Annotated in this window: 12 protein-coding genes; 5 read left to right on the top strand and 7 right to left on the bottom strand. The window is 70.2% G+C overall.

Annotated features, from left to right (window positions below; all coding sequences use genetic code 11):
* Position 1: 1 nt before the first annotated feature.
* The 6 genes from FPT20_RS03100 to FPT20_RS03075 all read right to left on the bottom strand — a co-directional run bounded on the left by FPT20_RS03100 (position 2) and on the right by FPT20_RS03075 (position 7,126).
* The gene (locus FPT20_RS03100; protein WP_158862467.1) at positions 2–1,312 is read right to left on the bottom strand and encodes an ABC transporter substrate-binding protein; all 1,311 of its coding nucleotides are present in this window, start codon (positions 1,310–1,312) and stop codon (positions 2–4) included.
* 218 nt (positions 1,313–1,530) lie between these two features.
* Positions 1,531–2,739 carry an ROK family transcriptional regulator gene (locus tag FPT20_RS03095; protein ID WP_158862465.1) on the bottom strand — a complete coding sequence of 403 codons (1,209 nt, stop codon included), beginning with the start codon at positions 2,737–2,739 and terminating at the stop codon, positions 1,531–1,533.
* 166 nt (positions 2,740–2,905) lie between these two features.
* Positions 2,906–4,003: a Gfo/Idh/MocA family protein gene (locus FPT20_RS03090; RefSeq protein WP_158862463.1), complete on the bottom strand. Its 1,098-nt coding sequence runs from the start codon at positions 4,001–4,003 to the stop codon at positions 2,906–2,908.
* Entirely contained in the window at positions 3,988–4,680 is a 693-nt protein-coding gene (locus FPT20_RS03085) for a ThuA domain-containing protein (RefSeq protein ID WP_158862454.1), read from the bottom strand. The genes FPT20_RS03090 and FPT20_RS03085 overlap by 16 nt, the downstream gene beginning before the upstream one ends.
* Positions 4,677–5,885 carry a Gfo/Idh/MocA family protein gene (locus FPT20_RS03080; protein WP_158862452.1) on the bottom strand — a complete coding sequence of 403 codons (1,209 nt, stop codon included), beginning with the start codon at positions 5,883–5,885 and terminating at the stop codon, positions 4,677–4,679. The genes FPT20_RS03085 and FPT20_RS03080 overlap by 4 nt, the downstream gene beginning before the upstream one ends.
* 224 nt (positions 5,886–6,109) lie before the next feature.
* Entirely contained in the window at positions 6,110–7,126 is a 1,017-nt protein-coding gene (locus FPT20_RS03075; RefSeq protein WP_158862449.1) for a LacI family DNA-binding transcriptional regulator, read from the bottom strand.
* Between the two features lie 114 nt (positions 7,127–7,240).
* On the opposite strand from FPT20_RS03075, the gene FPT20_RS03070 reads away from it, so the two are divergent.
* Positions 7,241–8,212 carry an acetylxylan esterase gene (locus FPT20_RS03070; RefSeq protein WP_158862447.1) on the top strand — a complete coding sequence of 324 codons (972 nt, stop codon included), beginning with the start codon at positions 7,241–7,243 and terminating at the stop codon, positions 8,210–8,212.
* Positions 8,213–8,803: 591 nt separating this feature from the next.
* Here the strand turns inward: FPT20_RS03070 and FPT20_RS03065 are convergent.
* Positions 8,804–9,802, bottom strand: a complete 999-nt coding sequence (locus FPT20_RS03065) for a LacI family DNA-binding transcriptional regulator (protein WP_158862445.1) — start codon at positions 9,800–9,802, stop codon at positions 8,804–8,806.
* A 145-nt stretch (positions 9,803–9,947) separates the two neighbouring features.
* On the opposite strand from FPT20_RS03065, the gene FPT20_RS03060 reads away from it, so the two are divergent.
* The 4 genes from FPT20_RS03060 to FPT20_RS03045 all read left to right on the top strand — a co-directional run bounded on the left by FPT20_RS03060 (position 9,948) and on the right by FPT20_RS03045 (position 15,563).
* Positions 9,948–11,234 (top strand): ABC transporter substrate-binding protein, encoded by a 1,287-nt coding sequence (locus FPT20_RS03060; protein WP_158862443.1) that lies wholly within the window; start codon positions 9,948–9,950, stop codon positions 11,232–11,234.
* A 10-nt stretch (positions 11,235–11,244) separates the two neighbouring features.
* A complete protein-coding gene (locus tag FPT20_RS03055) occupies positions 11,245–12,279 on the top strand; it encodes a carbohydrate ABC transporter permease (protein ID WP_158862441.1) in 1,035 nt (344 codons plus the stop codon).
* Positions 12,276–13,172: a carbohydrate ABC transporter permease gene (locus FPT20_RS03050; RefSeq protein WP_158862439.1), complete on the top strand. Its 897-nt coding sequence runs from the start codon at positions 12,276–12,278 to the stop codon at positions 13,170–13,172. The genes FPT20_RS03055 and FPT20_RS03050 overlap by 4 nt, the downstream gene beginning before the upstream one ends.
* 69 nt (positions 13,173–13,241) lie before the next feature.
* The gene (locus tag FPT20_RS03045; RefSeq protein WP_158862437.1) at positions 13,242–15,563 is read left to right on the top strand and encodes a glycoside hydrolase family 3 N-terminal domain-containing protein; all 2,322 of its coding nucleotides are present in this window, start codon (positions 13,242–13,244) and stop codon (positions 15,561–15,563) included.
* Positions 15,564–15,609 lie beyond the last annotated feature (46 nt).

Below are 15,609 nucleotides of genomic sequence, written 5' to 3'. Positions count from 1 at the left end.
GCTACTGGTTGACGATCTGGTCGACGCCGTCCTGATACTCGCCGCCGAGCTCCTTGTTGACGGCGGCCGGGGACTTCGTCCCGTTGATCAGCTCCTGGAGGCCGGCGTTGAGCTGGTCGTAGAACGTCGGCGTGGGCCAGTCGGGGTAGTAGGCGATGCCGTCCTCACCGGTCAGGGCGTTGAAGTTCGCGATGAGCTCCTTCGACTTGGCGTCGGTGATGTCGCTCGTCTTCGCCGCGACGGGCACGCCGCCGTTGTTGCCGATGATCGCCTGGATCTTCGGGGTCATCGTGATGTCGATGAACTTCTCGGCGAGCGCCTTGTTCTTCGCGTTCTGCGGGACGACCCACATGTTGCCGGCGGATCCGGGCGACATCTTCGCGCCCGGGAAGAGGAACGTGCCCCACTGGTAGTCCTTGATCTCGGTCTGGAACCGGCCGTACCACCAGCTGCCCGAGAAGAAAATCGGGTACTTCCCGGAGATGAACGAGGTGCCGGCGTCCTCGGCCTTGAGCCCCGAGGAGTCCTTGGAGATGTAGCCCTTGTTCACCCAGTCGTCGACCGTCTGCGTGGCGTAGGACAGCTCCTTGCCCTGCCAGTCCACCTTGCCCTTGTAGAGCTGGTAGTCGTCGACCCAGCTGCGGTCGGCCTTGCTCAGAGCGAGCTGGTACCAGAGCTGCCCGAGGGGGTACTCTGCTGCGGACTCGGCGAGCGGCGTGACGCCGTTGTCCTTGAACTTCTGCAGGGCCGAGACGAACCCGTCGAAGGTCTTCGGCACCTCGATGCCGTACTTCGCGAACATGTCCTTGTTGTAGTAGACCTCGACGTACTCGCCGTAGTCCGGGACGCCGTACCACGAGCCGGAGCCCATGATGCCCTTGTCGTCGTACCGTGCCGTGGTCTGGAGGCTCTTGGCGAGCTTCTTGTCCCACCCGTACTTCTTCACGGCGTCGTCGAGGTTCGTGAGCAGACCCTGGCTGGCCAGGAGGCCCGCCGTCGCGTTGCCCTTGTTGTACTCGAGGATGTCCGGCGCCTGGTTCGAGTTGAGCACCTGGGAGGCGGTGGAGCGGATCTGCTCGAAGCTCTTCGCCTCGAACTTCACCTTCGCGCCGGTCTCGGTCTCGAACTCCTTGATGGCCTCGTCCCAGGCCTTGCCCATCGCCGAGTCCTGGCTCTCGTAGTGCCACAGGGTGAGCGTCTTGCCCTTGCCGTCGGTGCTCGCGGAGCCGGCGTCGGACGACCCGGAGCATCCCGCGAGCATCAGGGCACCGGCGGCGAGGATCGCGCCGAACGCGAGGTGCCTCTTGCGCATCTGTTACCTCCTTGTAGTGGAGTGGACGCGCGTTCGCTGGCCTCGCAGCCACTCCGATGCAATTTGTTGACGGTCACAACATAAAGGATGGATGCGGGTTGTGCAAGCGCGAATCTATCCGCATTGACGCGGCGTGACCCAGCAATCAAGCGATCTGCCAATTAGTTTCAGTCAACAACAATCGTGCAGAAAGCACGCGCGGAACGCCTGGTACGGCGTCAGGCGGCCCCGGCGAGAGCGCGCGCCGGGTCGGAGATGAGGTCGGCGAAGACCAGCTCGGCCGCCCCGATCAGCATCTGGTCGGTGCCGAGCGCCGCCTCCCGGATCTCGACGCCGTCACGGGAGGAGTGCACGACCTCCTCGAGCAGATCCGCGGCGTCGTGTGCGCGCGCACCCCGGTACAGGGCGGCGAGAAACCCGCCGAGCACGAGGACGGACGGGTTGAACACGTTGACCGCGTTCCGGCAAGCGATCCGAAGGTACGCGTAGTCGCGGGCGGCGATCTCGACGGCGGCCGGATCGTCGCTCGCCTCCAGAGCGTCGCCGAGCCGGGCGGCATCCGAGGAGGCGAGGCCCACCGACGCGAGGAGCTCGGCCTGCGTCACCTCCGCCTCCAGGCAGCCGCGCGAACCGCACGAGCAGTCGCGGCCGTCGGAACGCACGAAGGTGTGCCCGAACTCGCCGGCGTATCCGGCCGCACCGGTGAGGAGGCGCCCACCGCTGATCACGCCGCCGCCGACACCCGAGGCGCCGCCGATCATGTAGACGAGGTCGTCGACGCCGCGGCCCGCCCCGAATGCGCTCTCGGCGCGCAGGCCGAGCACGGCGGCATTGGCCGCCCACACCCTCAGGCCCGTGGCGGCGCCGAGCATCGCGGCGAGCGGCTCGTCGACCCAGCCGAAGTGCGTGGCCTCGCGCACCATCCCGTCGGAGAGCCGCACCTGACCGGGGACCGCCACCCCGATGCCCGCGATGCGCACCCGGGTCTCCCCCGCGAGCATCCCGGCGATCCCGGCCGACGCGAGCGTCACCGTCTCCGCCGCGGACCGCGCCGAGGCCGTCTCGATGCGAACCCGCTTCAGCACCCGCCCGCCGAGCCCGACGAGGCCGACGATCACGGCGTCGACCTCGGGGTTCACCGCGACGGCCGCGACGCCGTCGGAGACCTTGACGAGCGGGCTCGGACGGCCGGCGCGCCCCGGCGCGACATGGGCCTCGTCGACCTCGACCAGGCCGAGCCCCTGGAGCTCGGCGACGAGATCGCCGACCGTCGAGCGGTTGAGGCCGGTCAGTCGCGTCAGGTCGCTCCGGGTGAGGGCGCCGTCACGATGCACCATCCCGAGCACCGTCGCGAGGTTGCTCCGCCGGAGCGCGTCGGTCGCGCCTCCCGTGGCGGGCCGGACGGTGCTCAGCTCGGATGCGGACATGGTCTGACAATAACGCGCGGTCCGGGGCGGGGGCGGTGCCGGGCCGTCGCTGTCGCCGTCGCCGTCGCCGTCGCCGTCGAGGTGCTCGTAGATGCTGCCGACACGCCGGGCGCTGCCGCACCTACGCGCACCTCGATGCCTGATCGGGCAAGCGGCGCTCCGCCGGTCACCACGAGTCCGGGCGCGTTCCCTGGGGCACCGGGTCCGGGCGGTCGACCGTGGAGGCGAGCTCCACGACCGTGTGCTCCGCGCCGGCCCGGAGCACCGCCTCCATGATGTCGAGCACGTGGAACGCCAGCTCGCCCGAGGCCCGGTGCGTGCGGCCGGTCTCGATCGCGTGGGCCATGTCGGCGAGCCCGAAACCGCGGCCGGCGTCCGTGTAGCCGGCGAGCGCCTCCACCTCGCGGAACTCGCGATCGGCTGCTGTCGCCACGCGCACCGTGTCCGAGAACATGTTGGGGTCCGGCACGGCGATCGTTCCGGCCGTCCCGTAGACCTCGAACTTCGGGGTTTCGGTCGCCCAGACGTCGAACGACACGGTGACGGTCGAGACGACGCCGGAGGCGTGCTCCAAGATCGCGGTCACGTGCGTGTCGACGTCCACGGGGACGACCGTGCCCGCCTGGGGTCCGGTCCCGACCGTGCGCTCGCGCGTCGAACGGCGCGTCGCTCCCGAGACCCGAGCCACCGGGCCGAAGAACGTCACGAGCGAGGTCAGGTAGTACGGCCCCATATCGAAGAGCGGGCCGCCACCCGGCTGGTAGTAGAACGCGGGCGCCGGGTGCCAGAGCTCGTGCCCCGGCGAGCTCCAGGCGACGGCCGCGCCGACCGGGTGGCCGATGCGGCCCTCGTCGAGCAGCGCCCGAGCCGTCTGGATGCCGGTGCCGAGCACGGTGTCCGGCGCGCTGCCGACCCGCAGGCCCAGCGCCTCCGCCCGGTCGATGACGGGACGTGCCTCCGCCGTCGTGAGCGCCAGCGGCTTCTCCTCGTAGACGTGCTTGCCCGCGTCCAGGGCGCGGAGGGCGACCTCGGCGTGCGCCTTCGGGATCGTCAGGTTGAGAACGGCGTCGACGCCCGGGTGGGCCAGCAGCTCGTCGACGCTCAGCCCCTCCACGCCCTGCTCCTCGGCGACCGTCGCAGTGCGCTCGAGGTCGAGATCGGCGACCGCGGCGAGCCGCAGGTTCGGGAGGCGCGAAATGTGCTCGAAGTACTGCCGGCTGATCACTCCGACGCCGATGACTCCGACGCTCAGCGGGCCGCCCACAGCAGCCCCCTCTCGATGATCGTGCGAACCGGCTGGCTCTCGACGACCTCGAGCCGGTGGCCGGGTGCCGAGACGAAGATGCGCCCCTTCCCCCACTGCCGGGTCCAGATGGCCGGCGCGGTGACCGGCCGGTTCCACGCGTCCCAAGGCCGCGCGGCCTGCGTGGTCGTCGCGAGGACGTCGTTGTACTCGTCGCTCAGCACCCAGTACTGCTCCGTCACCAGGTCGAAGTCGTCGACACCCTGCGTGATCGGGTGGGCCTTCCCGTACTCGGTGATGTGCACGGTGTACGGGATGTAGTTGTCGGACTGGTCTCCGACCCGCTCAGCCGGGTCCTTGCCGGCGTGGTGGGCGAACTGTCCGCCGATCATGTGGAGGTAGTCCGCATTCTCGCGGTACGAGTCCGCGATGCCGCCGTGCCAGCCGGCCATCCCGGCGCCGTTCAGCACGGCTGCCTGGAGTCCCGCGAACTCGCCGGGCTCGATGCGGTTCATCGTGTTGACCTGAACGATCAGGTCCACCGTCGGCATGAAGGCGTCGTCCGCGTAGACGCGGCTGCCCTCCTCCACGCGGACGTCGAAGCCGTTCGCCTCCAGGAACGGGATGAAGAGGTCGGTGGTCTCGACGGGCATGTGCCCGTCCCAGCCGCCCCTCACGACGAGTGCCTGCCTGCTCATGATTCCTTCCGTGCTCCATCCGCTTCGACGCTGGTCCAGGCGCTGCCCGTTGCCGCGCTCCGTTCCACCGCGTCCAGCACTCGCTGGACGTGGAGGCCGTCGGCGAACGACGGCTCCGGGTCGGCGCCCGCCGTGATCGCGTCGACGAAGTCCTTCACCTCGTGGCTGAAAGCGTGCTCGTATCCGATCGCGTGGCCGGTGGGCCACCAGTTCGCCATGTACGGGTGCTCCGGCTCGGTGACGATGATCCGTTTGAAACCCTGGTCCCCCGCCGGATCGGTGGCGTCGTAGACCTGCAGCTCGTTCATCGACTCGAGGTCGAAGGCGATGGCCCCGCGCGAACCGCTCAGCTCGATGCGGAGAGAGTTCTTGCGGCCCGTGGCGTACCTCGTCGCCTCGAAGGCGCCGATGGCTCCCTCGGCCGCGCCTCCGGTCAGGCGAGCGGTGAACCAGGCCGCGTCGTCGACCGTCACGCGGCCGCGTTCGGTGGAGGCGGTGCCGGACAGGCCGACCGTCTCACCGAGCAGGGGGCGTTCCTCCACGAAGGTCGTCACGGTGCCGCTCACCGTCTCGAGCGCGGAGCCGGTCAGGTGCTCGACGAGATCGACCGCGTGCGCCCCGATGTCGCCGAGCGAGCCGGAGCCGGCCGCCTCCTTATCGAGCCGCCAGGTCATGGGTCCGTTCTCGTCCGTGAGCCAGTCCTGGAGGTACAGCGCGCGGACCTGGCGGATCGTGCCGAGCCGTCCCTCCCGGACCAGGGCGCGGGCGTGTGCGATCGCGGGCACGCGCCGGTAGCTGAAGCCGACCATCGACCGGACGCCCCGCGCGGCGGCTCGGGCGGCGGCGTCGGCCATCGCCTCCGCCTCACCGACCGTGTTCGCCAGCGGCTTCTCGCACAGCACGTGCTTGTCCGCGTCGAGGGCCGCGATCGCGATCTCCGCGTGCGACGAACCCGGTGAGCAGATGTCGACCACGTCGATGGACGGGTCGTCGACGACCTGGCGCCAGTCCGTCTCGGACCGCTCCCACCCGAAGCGGCGGCGGGCGTCCTCCACGCGGGCCGCGTCGCGGCCCACGATGGTGCTCATCACAGGCTCGGCGGCGAGGTCGAAGAACCGGGGCGCGACGCGCCAGCCCTGCGAGTGGGCGGCCCCCATGAAGCCGTACCCGATCATCGCCACGCGCAACCGAGGCGCCTCCGTCATGCTCCGCTCCTTCGCGCTGTCGGGGGTGTGTCGTCTCGTGCGACGGTAGCCAGGGCGCGGGGAGGGGTTCAAGTTTCGGTGGTGAACTGGAGAACTTTCGCTCGCGGCTGGGCGGGGCGGCCGCGTGGGCGTCGGGACGTCTGTGTTCGTCGAGGTGCTCGTAGGTGTTGCGCCGACCGGCGTGTCGCGAGCATCTGCGAGCACCTCGAGGAGGGGCGCGCCCGTCAGGTGCGGGCCGGCGGCGGAGCCGTCGAGCCCCGCTCGACGAGGGAGGTCGCCAATTCGAGCCTCGTATTCTCAACTGGGCCGTCCCGAAGGCGGAGCGCGAGCCGCGTCGCCTCCTCGGCCATCTCCTGCAGTGGCTGGCGGACCGTCGTCAGCGGGGGCCGCGCCCAACGCGCCGGGCGGACGTCGTCGAACCCGACGACCGACAGATCGTCCGGCACGCGGATCCTGAGCGCCCCGGCCGCGTCGTAGACGCCGAGCGCCTGCGCGTCGTTGCCGGCCACGATGGCTGTGGGGCGGTCGGAGCGCGCGAGGAGGCGCCGCGCCTCCCGCTCGCCCGCCTGCTGCGAGAAGTCGCCGACGGCCGAGAGCGACGGGTCCGGCACGATACCCGCCTCCTGGAGCGCCGACTGGTAACCGGCGACACGCGCGCGCGAGCACATGAGCTCGGGCGGCCCGGAGATCGCCGCGATCCGCGTGTGACCGAGCTCGAGGAGGTGGCGGGTCGCCGCGACGCCGCCCGCCCAGTTGGTCGCGCCGATCGCCGGGACGTCCGGAGGCGGGTCGCCCGCCGGGTCGACGACCACGAACGGGATGTTGCGCGTGCGCAGCTGGCGGCGGTGCGCGGCGGTCAGGTCGGAGAACTGCAGGACGACGGCCACGGGCTTCCGGCGGAGGACGCCCTGGATCCACTCCCGGTCGACCCGGTGGTCCTCCCCCATCGCGCTGAGCGCCAGCACGAACCCGTGCTCGCGGGCGATCCGCTCCGCGCCGCGGATGATCTCCATCGACCAGTCGCTGCCCAGGTCCTCGATCACGAGCTCGACGTGGCCGCCGCGCTCGACCTCTAGTCCGCGCCGGGCGTACCCGGAATCGGCGAGGAGCTCCTCCACCCGCGCCCGCGTCTCGGGCGAGATGCCGGGCCGTCCGTTGAGCACCTTCGACACCGTCGAGAGCGAGACGGCGGCCCGGGCCGCGATCGCGGCGAGCGTCGGCCGGGCCGCGGATTCGGACATGCTGGCAGTGTGCCACAATGGCGCGCACGGGTACCCCTCCGTGGCGCGAAAGATTTCCTGGCGCCTGTGCCGAGAATGCCCGACCCCCACCCGACCCACGACGAAGGAGTCCGTATGCCGTTCACCGACCTCCCGCTCAGCGCCCTCACCGCTTTCCGTCCCGAGGTGGAGGAGCCGGCCGACTTCGACGAGTTCTGGGCGGGCACCCTCGAGGAGGCGCGGTCCGCCGGCGACGATCTCGAGCTGCGGCCCGCGGCGACCCCCATCACCGAGCTGATCGTCGAGGACCTCACCTTCCCGGGCTTCGGCGGGGAGCCCGTCAAGGCGTGGGCCTCCCGCCCGAAGGACGCGGCCGGTCCGCTCCCGGCCATCGTCCAGTACGTCGGCTACAACGGCGGCCGCGGACTGCCCGGCGAGAACGTCCTGTGGGCCCTCTCGGGCTACGTCCACGTGCTCATGGACACACGCGGACAGGGCAGCGGCTGGGGCAGCGGCGGCGACACGCCCGACCCGCACGGCTCGGGGCCCGCGACGCAGGGCTTCATGACGCGCGGCATCGACGACCCGCGCCGGCACTACTACCGTCGCGTCTTCACGGACGCGGTGCGCGCTGTCGACGCGACCCGGTCCCTCCCGTCGGTCGACGCCTCCCGGGTGGCGGTCACCGGGGGCAGCCAGGGTGGCGGCATCGCTCTCGCTGCGGGAGCGCTCGCCGGCGGGGTGCGCGCCGTGATGCCCGATGTCGCCTTCCTGTGCGCGTACCGGCACGGGGCCGAGGTGGCCGTCGGCGGGCCGTTCCTCGAACTCGCCACCTACCTCTCGGTGCACCGGGACCGCATCGACGACGTCTTCCGGACGCTGTCGTACTTCGACGGCGTGAACTTCGCGCGTCGCATCGAGGCGCCGTCGCTCTTCTCGGTGGCGCTGATGGACGACGTCGTCCCCCCGTCGACGACCTTTGCGGCGTACAACCACCTCGCCGCGGAGGACCGCGCGATCGAGGTCTACCCCTTCAACGGCCACGAGGGAGGCGCGACGCACCAGTGGCAGAAGCAGGCCGCGTGGCTGCCCGCGCGCCTGGGGTGAGCTGCCCGGGCAGACTTGCGTGGGCAGACTTCCCTGGGCAGATTTCCCCGGGCAGATTCGGGCCGAATCCCGCCTCCCACCCCGCCAGAAACCACATTCAGCACGAATTTGGGCTGCGGAGGCACACCACGCGCCCCCGCGCGGGGGCACATTCGGGCCGAATCCCGTCTCTCGCGACGTCAGAAGCCACATTCAGCCCGAATGCGGGCTGCGGAAGCACGCCACGCGCCCCCGCGCGGAGGCACATTCGGGCCGAATCCCGCCTCACACCCCGCCAGAAGCCACATTCAGCACGAATGCGGGCTGCGGAAGCACGCCACGCGCCCCTCGCGGGGGCAGATTTGGGCCGAATCCCGCCTCCCACCCCCTCAGAAACCACATTCAGCACGAATGCGGGCTGCGGAGGCACACCACGCGCCCCCGCGCGAGGGCACATTCGGGCCGAATCCCGTCTCTCGCGACGTCAGTAGCCACATTCAGCACGAATGTGGCGGCAGCGGAGCGCGAGCGGAGCGCGAGCGCAGCGGAGCGCGAGCGCAGCGGAGCGAGAGCGCAGTGGAGCGCGAGCGCAGCGGAGCCCGGGACCCCGACTCACGCCGGGGGCGCCGTGGTCGCCCGCGGCACGAGCCGCGTCGGGAGGCCGAGGTGCGTCCGCTCGGGCGTTTCGCCGTTCATGAGGGCCGTCAGCAGCTTGACCGCCTCCGCGCCGAGGCGCTGCATCGGCTGATGCACGGTGGTGAGCGCCGGCGACGACTGGGAGGCGTCGGGCACGTCGTCGAAGCCGACGACCGACAGGTCGCGCGGAACGGCGAGCCCGAGTTCCGTGGCGACCTCGATGACGGCGATCGCGGAGAGGTCGTTCGCCGCGAACACGGCCGTGGGCCGGTCGGGTCGGCTGAGGAGGCGGTGGGCCACCTCCCGGACCGTGTCGTGCTCGTAGCGACCGACGGCGACGAGGGACGGGTCGAAGGGAACGCCGGCCGCCTCCAGGGCCCGCCGGTAGCCGGCGTCGCGGAGGATCGACGAGCGCAGGTCGGGACGACCGGCCACGAAGCCGATGCGGCGGTGGCCCAGTTCGATCAGGTACTCGGTCGCGTGGCGCGCGCCGCCGAAGCTGTCGGACTCGACGGTCGGGAGGTCGGCGCGGCCGGTGTGCGGGTCGATCGCGACGATCGGCACCTCGGCGCTCACGTTGACGACGGTCGGCGTCACCATGATGGCGCCGTCGATGAGGGTTCCGCTGAGGCGGCTGAGCGAGCGCCGTTCCCACCCCTCGGGGGAGGCTTGGCGCGAGCCGCTGTAGGCGAGCAGGTCGTACCGGGAGTCCTGCAGCGCCGCGGCGACGCCCTTGAGCACCTCGGCGCTGAAGGGCTCGAAGTCCGCGACGAGCACTCCGATGACGCCCGTCTTGCGTGCCCGCATGCTGCTCGCCACGAGGCTCGACTCGTACCCGAGCTCCTGCACGACCGAGAGCACGCGCTCGACCGTCTCGATCGCCACACCGTACCGGCCGTTGACGGCCTTCGACACGGTGGCGACCGAGACGCCGGCCGCAGCGGCCACGTCGTTGATGGTTGGACGCCGTCCCATGGACACCGGAGCGTAGCAGGAAAAAACGTTGTCGAAAACGGTATCGAAAACGTTTGACACCGTCAGAGCCGGTTGTAACACTGCTAACCGCACCCGAGGCATCCACGGTGGATGCCGCTCAACGAAGAGAACAGGTTGGAATCACATGAAAGCCACCAAGCTCCTGACCGGAGCGGCCGTCATGATGGCCGGCGCTCTCGCGCTCAGCGCGTGCAGCGGGACCTCCGACAACGCCGCAGGCGGCAAGGTCAGTATGACGCTCTGGCAGAACTCCACCACCGGCCCCGGCCAGGAGTTCTGGAAGAACGCGGTCGCGGCCTTCGAGAAGAAGAACCCGAACGTCACCATCAAGATCCAGGCGATCCAGAATGAGGACCTCGACGGCAAGCTGCAGACGGCGCTGAACTCCGGAGACGCGCCCGACATCTTCCTGCAGCGAGGCGGCGGCAAGATGGCCGCTATGGTCAACGCCGGCCAGGTCATGGACATCACCGACAAGGTCAGCGCCGACACGAAGAAGAACATCTCGTCCGGCTCGTTCAAGGCGGAGACCTACCAGAACAAGGTCTGGGCGATGCCGATCGCCGTGCTCCCGGGCGGGCTCTTCTACAACCAGGACCTCTTCAAGGCGGCCGGGATCACCGAGGCTCCCAAGACCATCGACGACCTCAACAGCGACGTGACCAAGCTCAAGGCCACGGGCGTGGCACCCATCGCGCTCGGCGGCAAGGACGCGTGGCCCGCGGCTCACTGGTTCTACTGGTTCGCGCTCCGCGAGTGCGCCGGCTCGACGATGGAGAAGACGGCCGACTCGAAGTCGTTCTCGGACGGCTGCTGGCTGAAGGCTGCGGAGGACCTCCAGAAGTTCGCCTCCACCAAGCCCTACAACGACGGCTTCCTCACCACCTCCGCCCAGCAGGGCGCGGGCAGCTCCGCGGGTCTCGTCGCCAACCACAAGGCCGCCATGGAGCTCATGGGCGCGTGGGACCCGGGCGTGATCGCGTCGCTGACCCCCGACCAGAAGCCCCTCCCCGACCTCGGCTTCTACCCGTTCCCGGAGGTTCCGGGCGGCAAGGGCGAGCCGGGCTCGATCATGGGCGGCGTCGACGGCTACTCGTGCTCGGTCAAGGCCCCGAAGGAGTGCGTCGACTTCCTCAACTTCGTGGCGACCACCGACCAGCAGGAGGCGTACTACAAGGCCTTCAACGCCCCGCCGGTGAACACGGAGGCGCAGAAGGTCGTCACCGAGCCGTACCTGAAGGATGTGCTGGCCGCCTACAACAAGGCCCCGTACGTCTCGCAGTGGCTGGACACCGTGCTCGGCCAGAACGTCGGCAACGCCCTGAACGTGGCCGTGGTCGACATGCTCGCCGGCAAGAGCGACCCGAAGGGCCTCATCCAGGCGGCCAACGACGCCGCGAAGAAGGGCTGAGGACAGCACCGTGAGCAGTACCCGCGAGAACACCACCACCGGCGTCCTGCCGAAGTCGGGTCTCGCGCAGCACGACGGGAGCGGCGCGGTCGCGTCGCTCCCGTCGCCGCGGCGCCGCCGGCGTACCGGCTGGGCCATGCGCCTCGAGATCCTCCTGCTGGCCGGTCCCGCGGCGATCGTCTTCGTGGCCTTCGTCATCTTCCCGGTCGTGATCGCCGCCTACTACGGTTTCTTCCGCTGGCAGGGATACGGTCCGGCGACGGACTTCGTCGGCCTGCAGAACTACGTCACGATCCTCGAGGACTCCGCGTTCCAGCAGGCCCTGATGCACAACGGCTTGATCGTCATCGGCTCGCTGGTCCTGCAGGGACCGGTGGCCATCCTGCTGGCCCTGCTGCTCAATCGCAAGATGCGCGGCCAGTCCCTCATCCGCGTCCTGATCTTCGTCCCGTACGTCATCGCCGAGGTCGTGGTCGGCACCGGCTGGAGCCTGATGCTCGCCACGAACGGCGCGCTGAACGGCTTCCTGAAGAATGTCGGTCTCGGCTTCCTCGCCCACGACTGGCTGTCCGATCCGAGCATCGCCATCTGGACTCTGCTCGCCATCCTGACCTGGAAGTACGTCGGCTTCGCCGTCATCCTCTTCCTCGCCGGCCTGCAGGGCATCCCGGAGGAGCTGTACGAAGCGGCCGCCCTCGACGGCGCCTCTTACTGGCAGATCCAGCGCAGGATCTCGCTCCCGCTGCTCGGCCCGACGCTCCGCATCTGGGCGTTCCTGTCGATCATCGGCGCCCTGCAGCTGTTCGACCTCGTCTACATCATCTGGGGCCAGTACGTCGCCTCCACCGCCGGCACCTCCACGATGGCGACCTACATGGTCGCCAACGGCCGCAACGCCGGCAACTTCGGCTACGGAAACGCCGTCGCCGTCGTCATCTTCCTGATCTCCCTGATCGTCGCGCTGTTCTACCAGCGGTTCGTGCTCCGTCGCGACACCGAGGGCGCCATCACGGGTGACAGGCGCATCGGAAGGAAGAAGCGATGAGCGCGATGGTCGTCATCCCGGACGCTCCCGACGCCCCCGGCGTCCTGGAGGCTCCGAGCCGCAAGAAGGCGAAGACGCTGCCCTGGGGCTCCCCCAGCGTCTACTTCATCGCCCTCGTCGTGATCGCGCTGATGCTGACCCCGATCGTGTACATCGTGCTCGGCGGATTCCGCACCAACTCGCAGATCACCGTCGACCCGGCCGGGTTCCCCCACCCGTGGAACGTGCAGAACTACCTCGACGTCCTCACGGGCGGCACGTTCTGGGCCGAGGTCGGCAACTCGACGATCGTCGCGGTCGTGACCACGATCGGCGTCATCCTGCTCGGCCTGATGGCGAGCTACGTGCTCGCCCGCTACAGCTTCCGCGGGCGGGGCGTGCTGTACGCGCTGTTCGCCGCGGGCCTGATGTTCCCGATCACGGTGGCCATCACTCCGCTGTACATCGTGGTGCGCAACATCGGCCTGATGAACTCGCTGGCCGGCGTCATCCTGCCGCAGATCGCCTTCGCGCTGCCGACGACCATCATCATCCTGGTGCCGTTCCTGCGGGCCATCCCGGACGAGATCCAGGAGGCGGCCTTCATCGACGGCTGCAGCCGGCTGGGCTTCTTCTGGCGGATGGTGCTGCGGCTGTCGATGCCCGGCGTGATCACCGTCGGGATCCTGGCATTCATCGCCAGCTGGAACAGCTACCTGCTGCCCCTGTTCCTCCTCAACAACGAGGCGACGTTCACGCTGCCGCTCGGGGTCCAGGCGTTCTCGTCGCAGTACTCCGTCGACACGGCCAAGGTGCTGGCGTTCACGTCGCTGTCCATGATCCCGGCGCTGATCTTCTTCAGCCTGTTCGAGCGCCGCATCGTCGGCGGACTGACCGGAGCGGTCAAGGGCTGACGCCCGCGCTCCCCCGGCTCCACCCGTGGCGTGTGCGACGCGCCGTGCAAGAGAACTGTGAGTGATTCCATGACCGAACCCGTGCTTCCGCCCGTGACGGAGCGCGTCCGCGCGCTGCACGAGCAGATGACCCTCGACGAGAAGCTGGCGCAGCTCGTCGGCTACTGGGTCGACAAGGGCGACGACCTGGTCGCTCCGATGGCCGGCGAGATGGGCAACCCGGGCTCGTACGAGGAGACCACCCGCAACGGCATCGGCCAGCTGACGCGCGTCTACGGCACCCGGCCGGTCGACCCGGGCGAGCGCGCGGAGTGGCTGTGGAGCGAGCAGCGCCGGCTGAAGGAGCAGACGCGCCTCGGCATCCCCGCGCTCGTGCACGAGGAGTGCCTGACCGGCCTCGCGGCCTGGAAGGCCGCCACGTTCCCGACACCGCTCGCGTGGGGCGCGTCGTTCGACCCGGACCTGGTGGAGGAGATGGCCGGCCTGATCGGCGCCTCCATGCGGGAGCTCGGCATCCACCAGGGCCTCGCGCCGGTGCTCGACGTCATCCGCGACCCCCGCTGGGGCCGCGTCGACGAGTGCATCGCCGAGGACCCGTACGTGGTCGGCACGATCGGCACCTCGTACGTGCGGGGGCTCCAGGGCGCGGGCGTCCACGCGACCCTCAAGCATTTCGTGGGCTACTCGGCCTCCCAGGCGGGGCGCAACCACGCCCCCGTGCACGCCGGGCCGCGGGAGGTGCGCGACACGCTCCTCCCACCGTTCGAGATGGCGGTCCGCGACGGCGGCGTGCGCTCGGTCATGAACTCGTACGCCGAGATCGACGGCGTCCCGACCGCGGCGAACCCCGAGTACCTCACGGGCGTCCTGCGCGACGAGTGGGGCTTCGACGGGGTCGTCGTCGCCGACTATTTCTCGGTCGCGTTCCTCCACACCATGCACGGCGTCGCGGCCGACCTAGGTGAAGCCGCGGCTCTTGCGCTCGCGGCCGGCATCGACGTGGAGCTCCCGACCGGCGACGCCTTCCTCGAGCCGTTGGCCGCCGCCGTCCGGTCCGGCGCGGTCGACGAGGCTCTCGTCGACCGCGCGGTGCTTCGCGTGCTCAGCCAGAAGGAGGAGCTCGGACTCCTCGACGCGACGTTCGACTCGCCTCCGACCTCCATCGACCTGGACACGCCCGCCCATCGCGAGGTCGCGCGTCGTCTCGCGGAGGAGTCGCTCGTCCTGCTGACCAACGACGGCACCCTGCCGCTGGATTCGCGCCCGGCGCGCATCGCCGTCGTCGGGCCGAACGCCGACGATCCCGAAGCGCTCATGGGCTGCTACTCGTTCGCGAACCACGTGCTCGCGCACCACCCGGAGGTGCCGCTCGGCTTCGAGATCCCCTCGGTCCTGTCGGGGCTGCGCGACGAGTTCCCCGAGGCCTCGATCGTCTACGAGCGCGGGTGCGAGGTCGAGGGAGACGACCGCTCGGGCATTCCTGCCGCCACAGCCGCCGCCACCGAGGCGGACGTCGCCATCGTGGTCGTGGGCGATCGCGCCGGGCTCTTCGGCCGCGGAACGGTCGGTGAGGGGAACGACGTCGAGAGCCTCGAGCTCCCGGGCGTGCAGCGCGAGCTCGTCGAGCGCATCGTGAGCACCGGCACCCCGGTCGTCATGGTCGTCCTCTCGGGACGGCCCTACGCACTCGGCTGGGCGACCTCGGGCGCGGTCGCGCCGTCCGCGCTCCTCCAGTCGTTCTTCCCGGGCGAGGAGGGCGGCCGGGCGATCGCCCGCGTGCTGTCCGGCGCCTCGGCGCCCAGCGGGCATCTGCCCGTGACCCTCCCCCGATCGGCCGGCGCGCAGCCGTACTCGTACCTCCACCCGATCCTCGGAGGCCCGAACGAGATCACGAGCGCAGACAGCACCCCGGTGCTGCCGTTCGGCCACGGGCTCACTTACACGACGTTCGAGCGCACGGCTCTGAAGGCCGATGCCGAGGTGCAGGCGGGCGCCTCCTTCTCCGCCAGCGTGCGCGTCCGGAACACGGGTTCGCGTGCCGGCACGGACGTGGTGCAGCTCTACGCCCGCGACGTGCACGCGAGCGTCACGCGGCCGGTCGCCCAGCTGCTGGCGTACCACCGGGTGGAGCTCGAGCCGGGTGAGGAGGTGTCGGTCTCGTTCGAGGTCCCGAGCACACGGCTCGCCTTCAGCGACCGTTCGCTCCGCCGCGTGGTCGAGCCGGGCGCGGTCGAGCTCTGGGTCGGCCCCTCCTGCGACGAGCGGGAGACGGAGACGAGCATCGAGCTGACCGGTGCCGTTCACGCGGTCACTCCGGCGGACGCCCGCCTCGTGACTTCCCGGGTCGAGGCGGCTAACGTGAGTGCCGCCCTCTCCGACGCGGCGATCTGATCGCGCTCCGGGGTCGCGCCGCGGCCCGACTCCTGCTATAAGTTTA

It is taken from the genome of Leifsonia sp. AG29 (assembly GCF_009765225.1).
Lineage (GTDB): Bacteria > Actinomycetota > Actinomycetes > Actinomycetales > Microbacteriaceae > Leifsonia.
The sequence above is the reverse complement of the archived record's forward strand: the minus strand, read 5'-3'. Positions and strand labels throughout refer to the sequence as shown.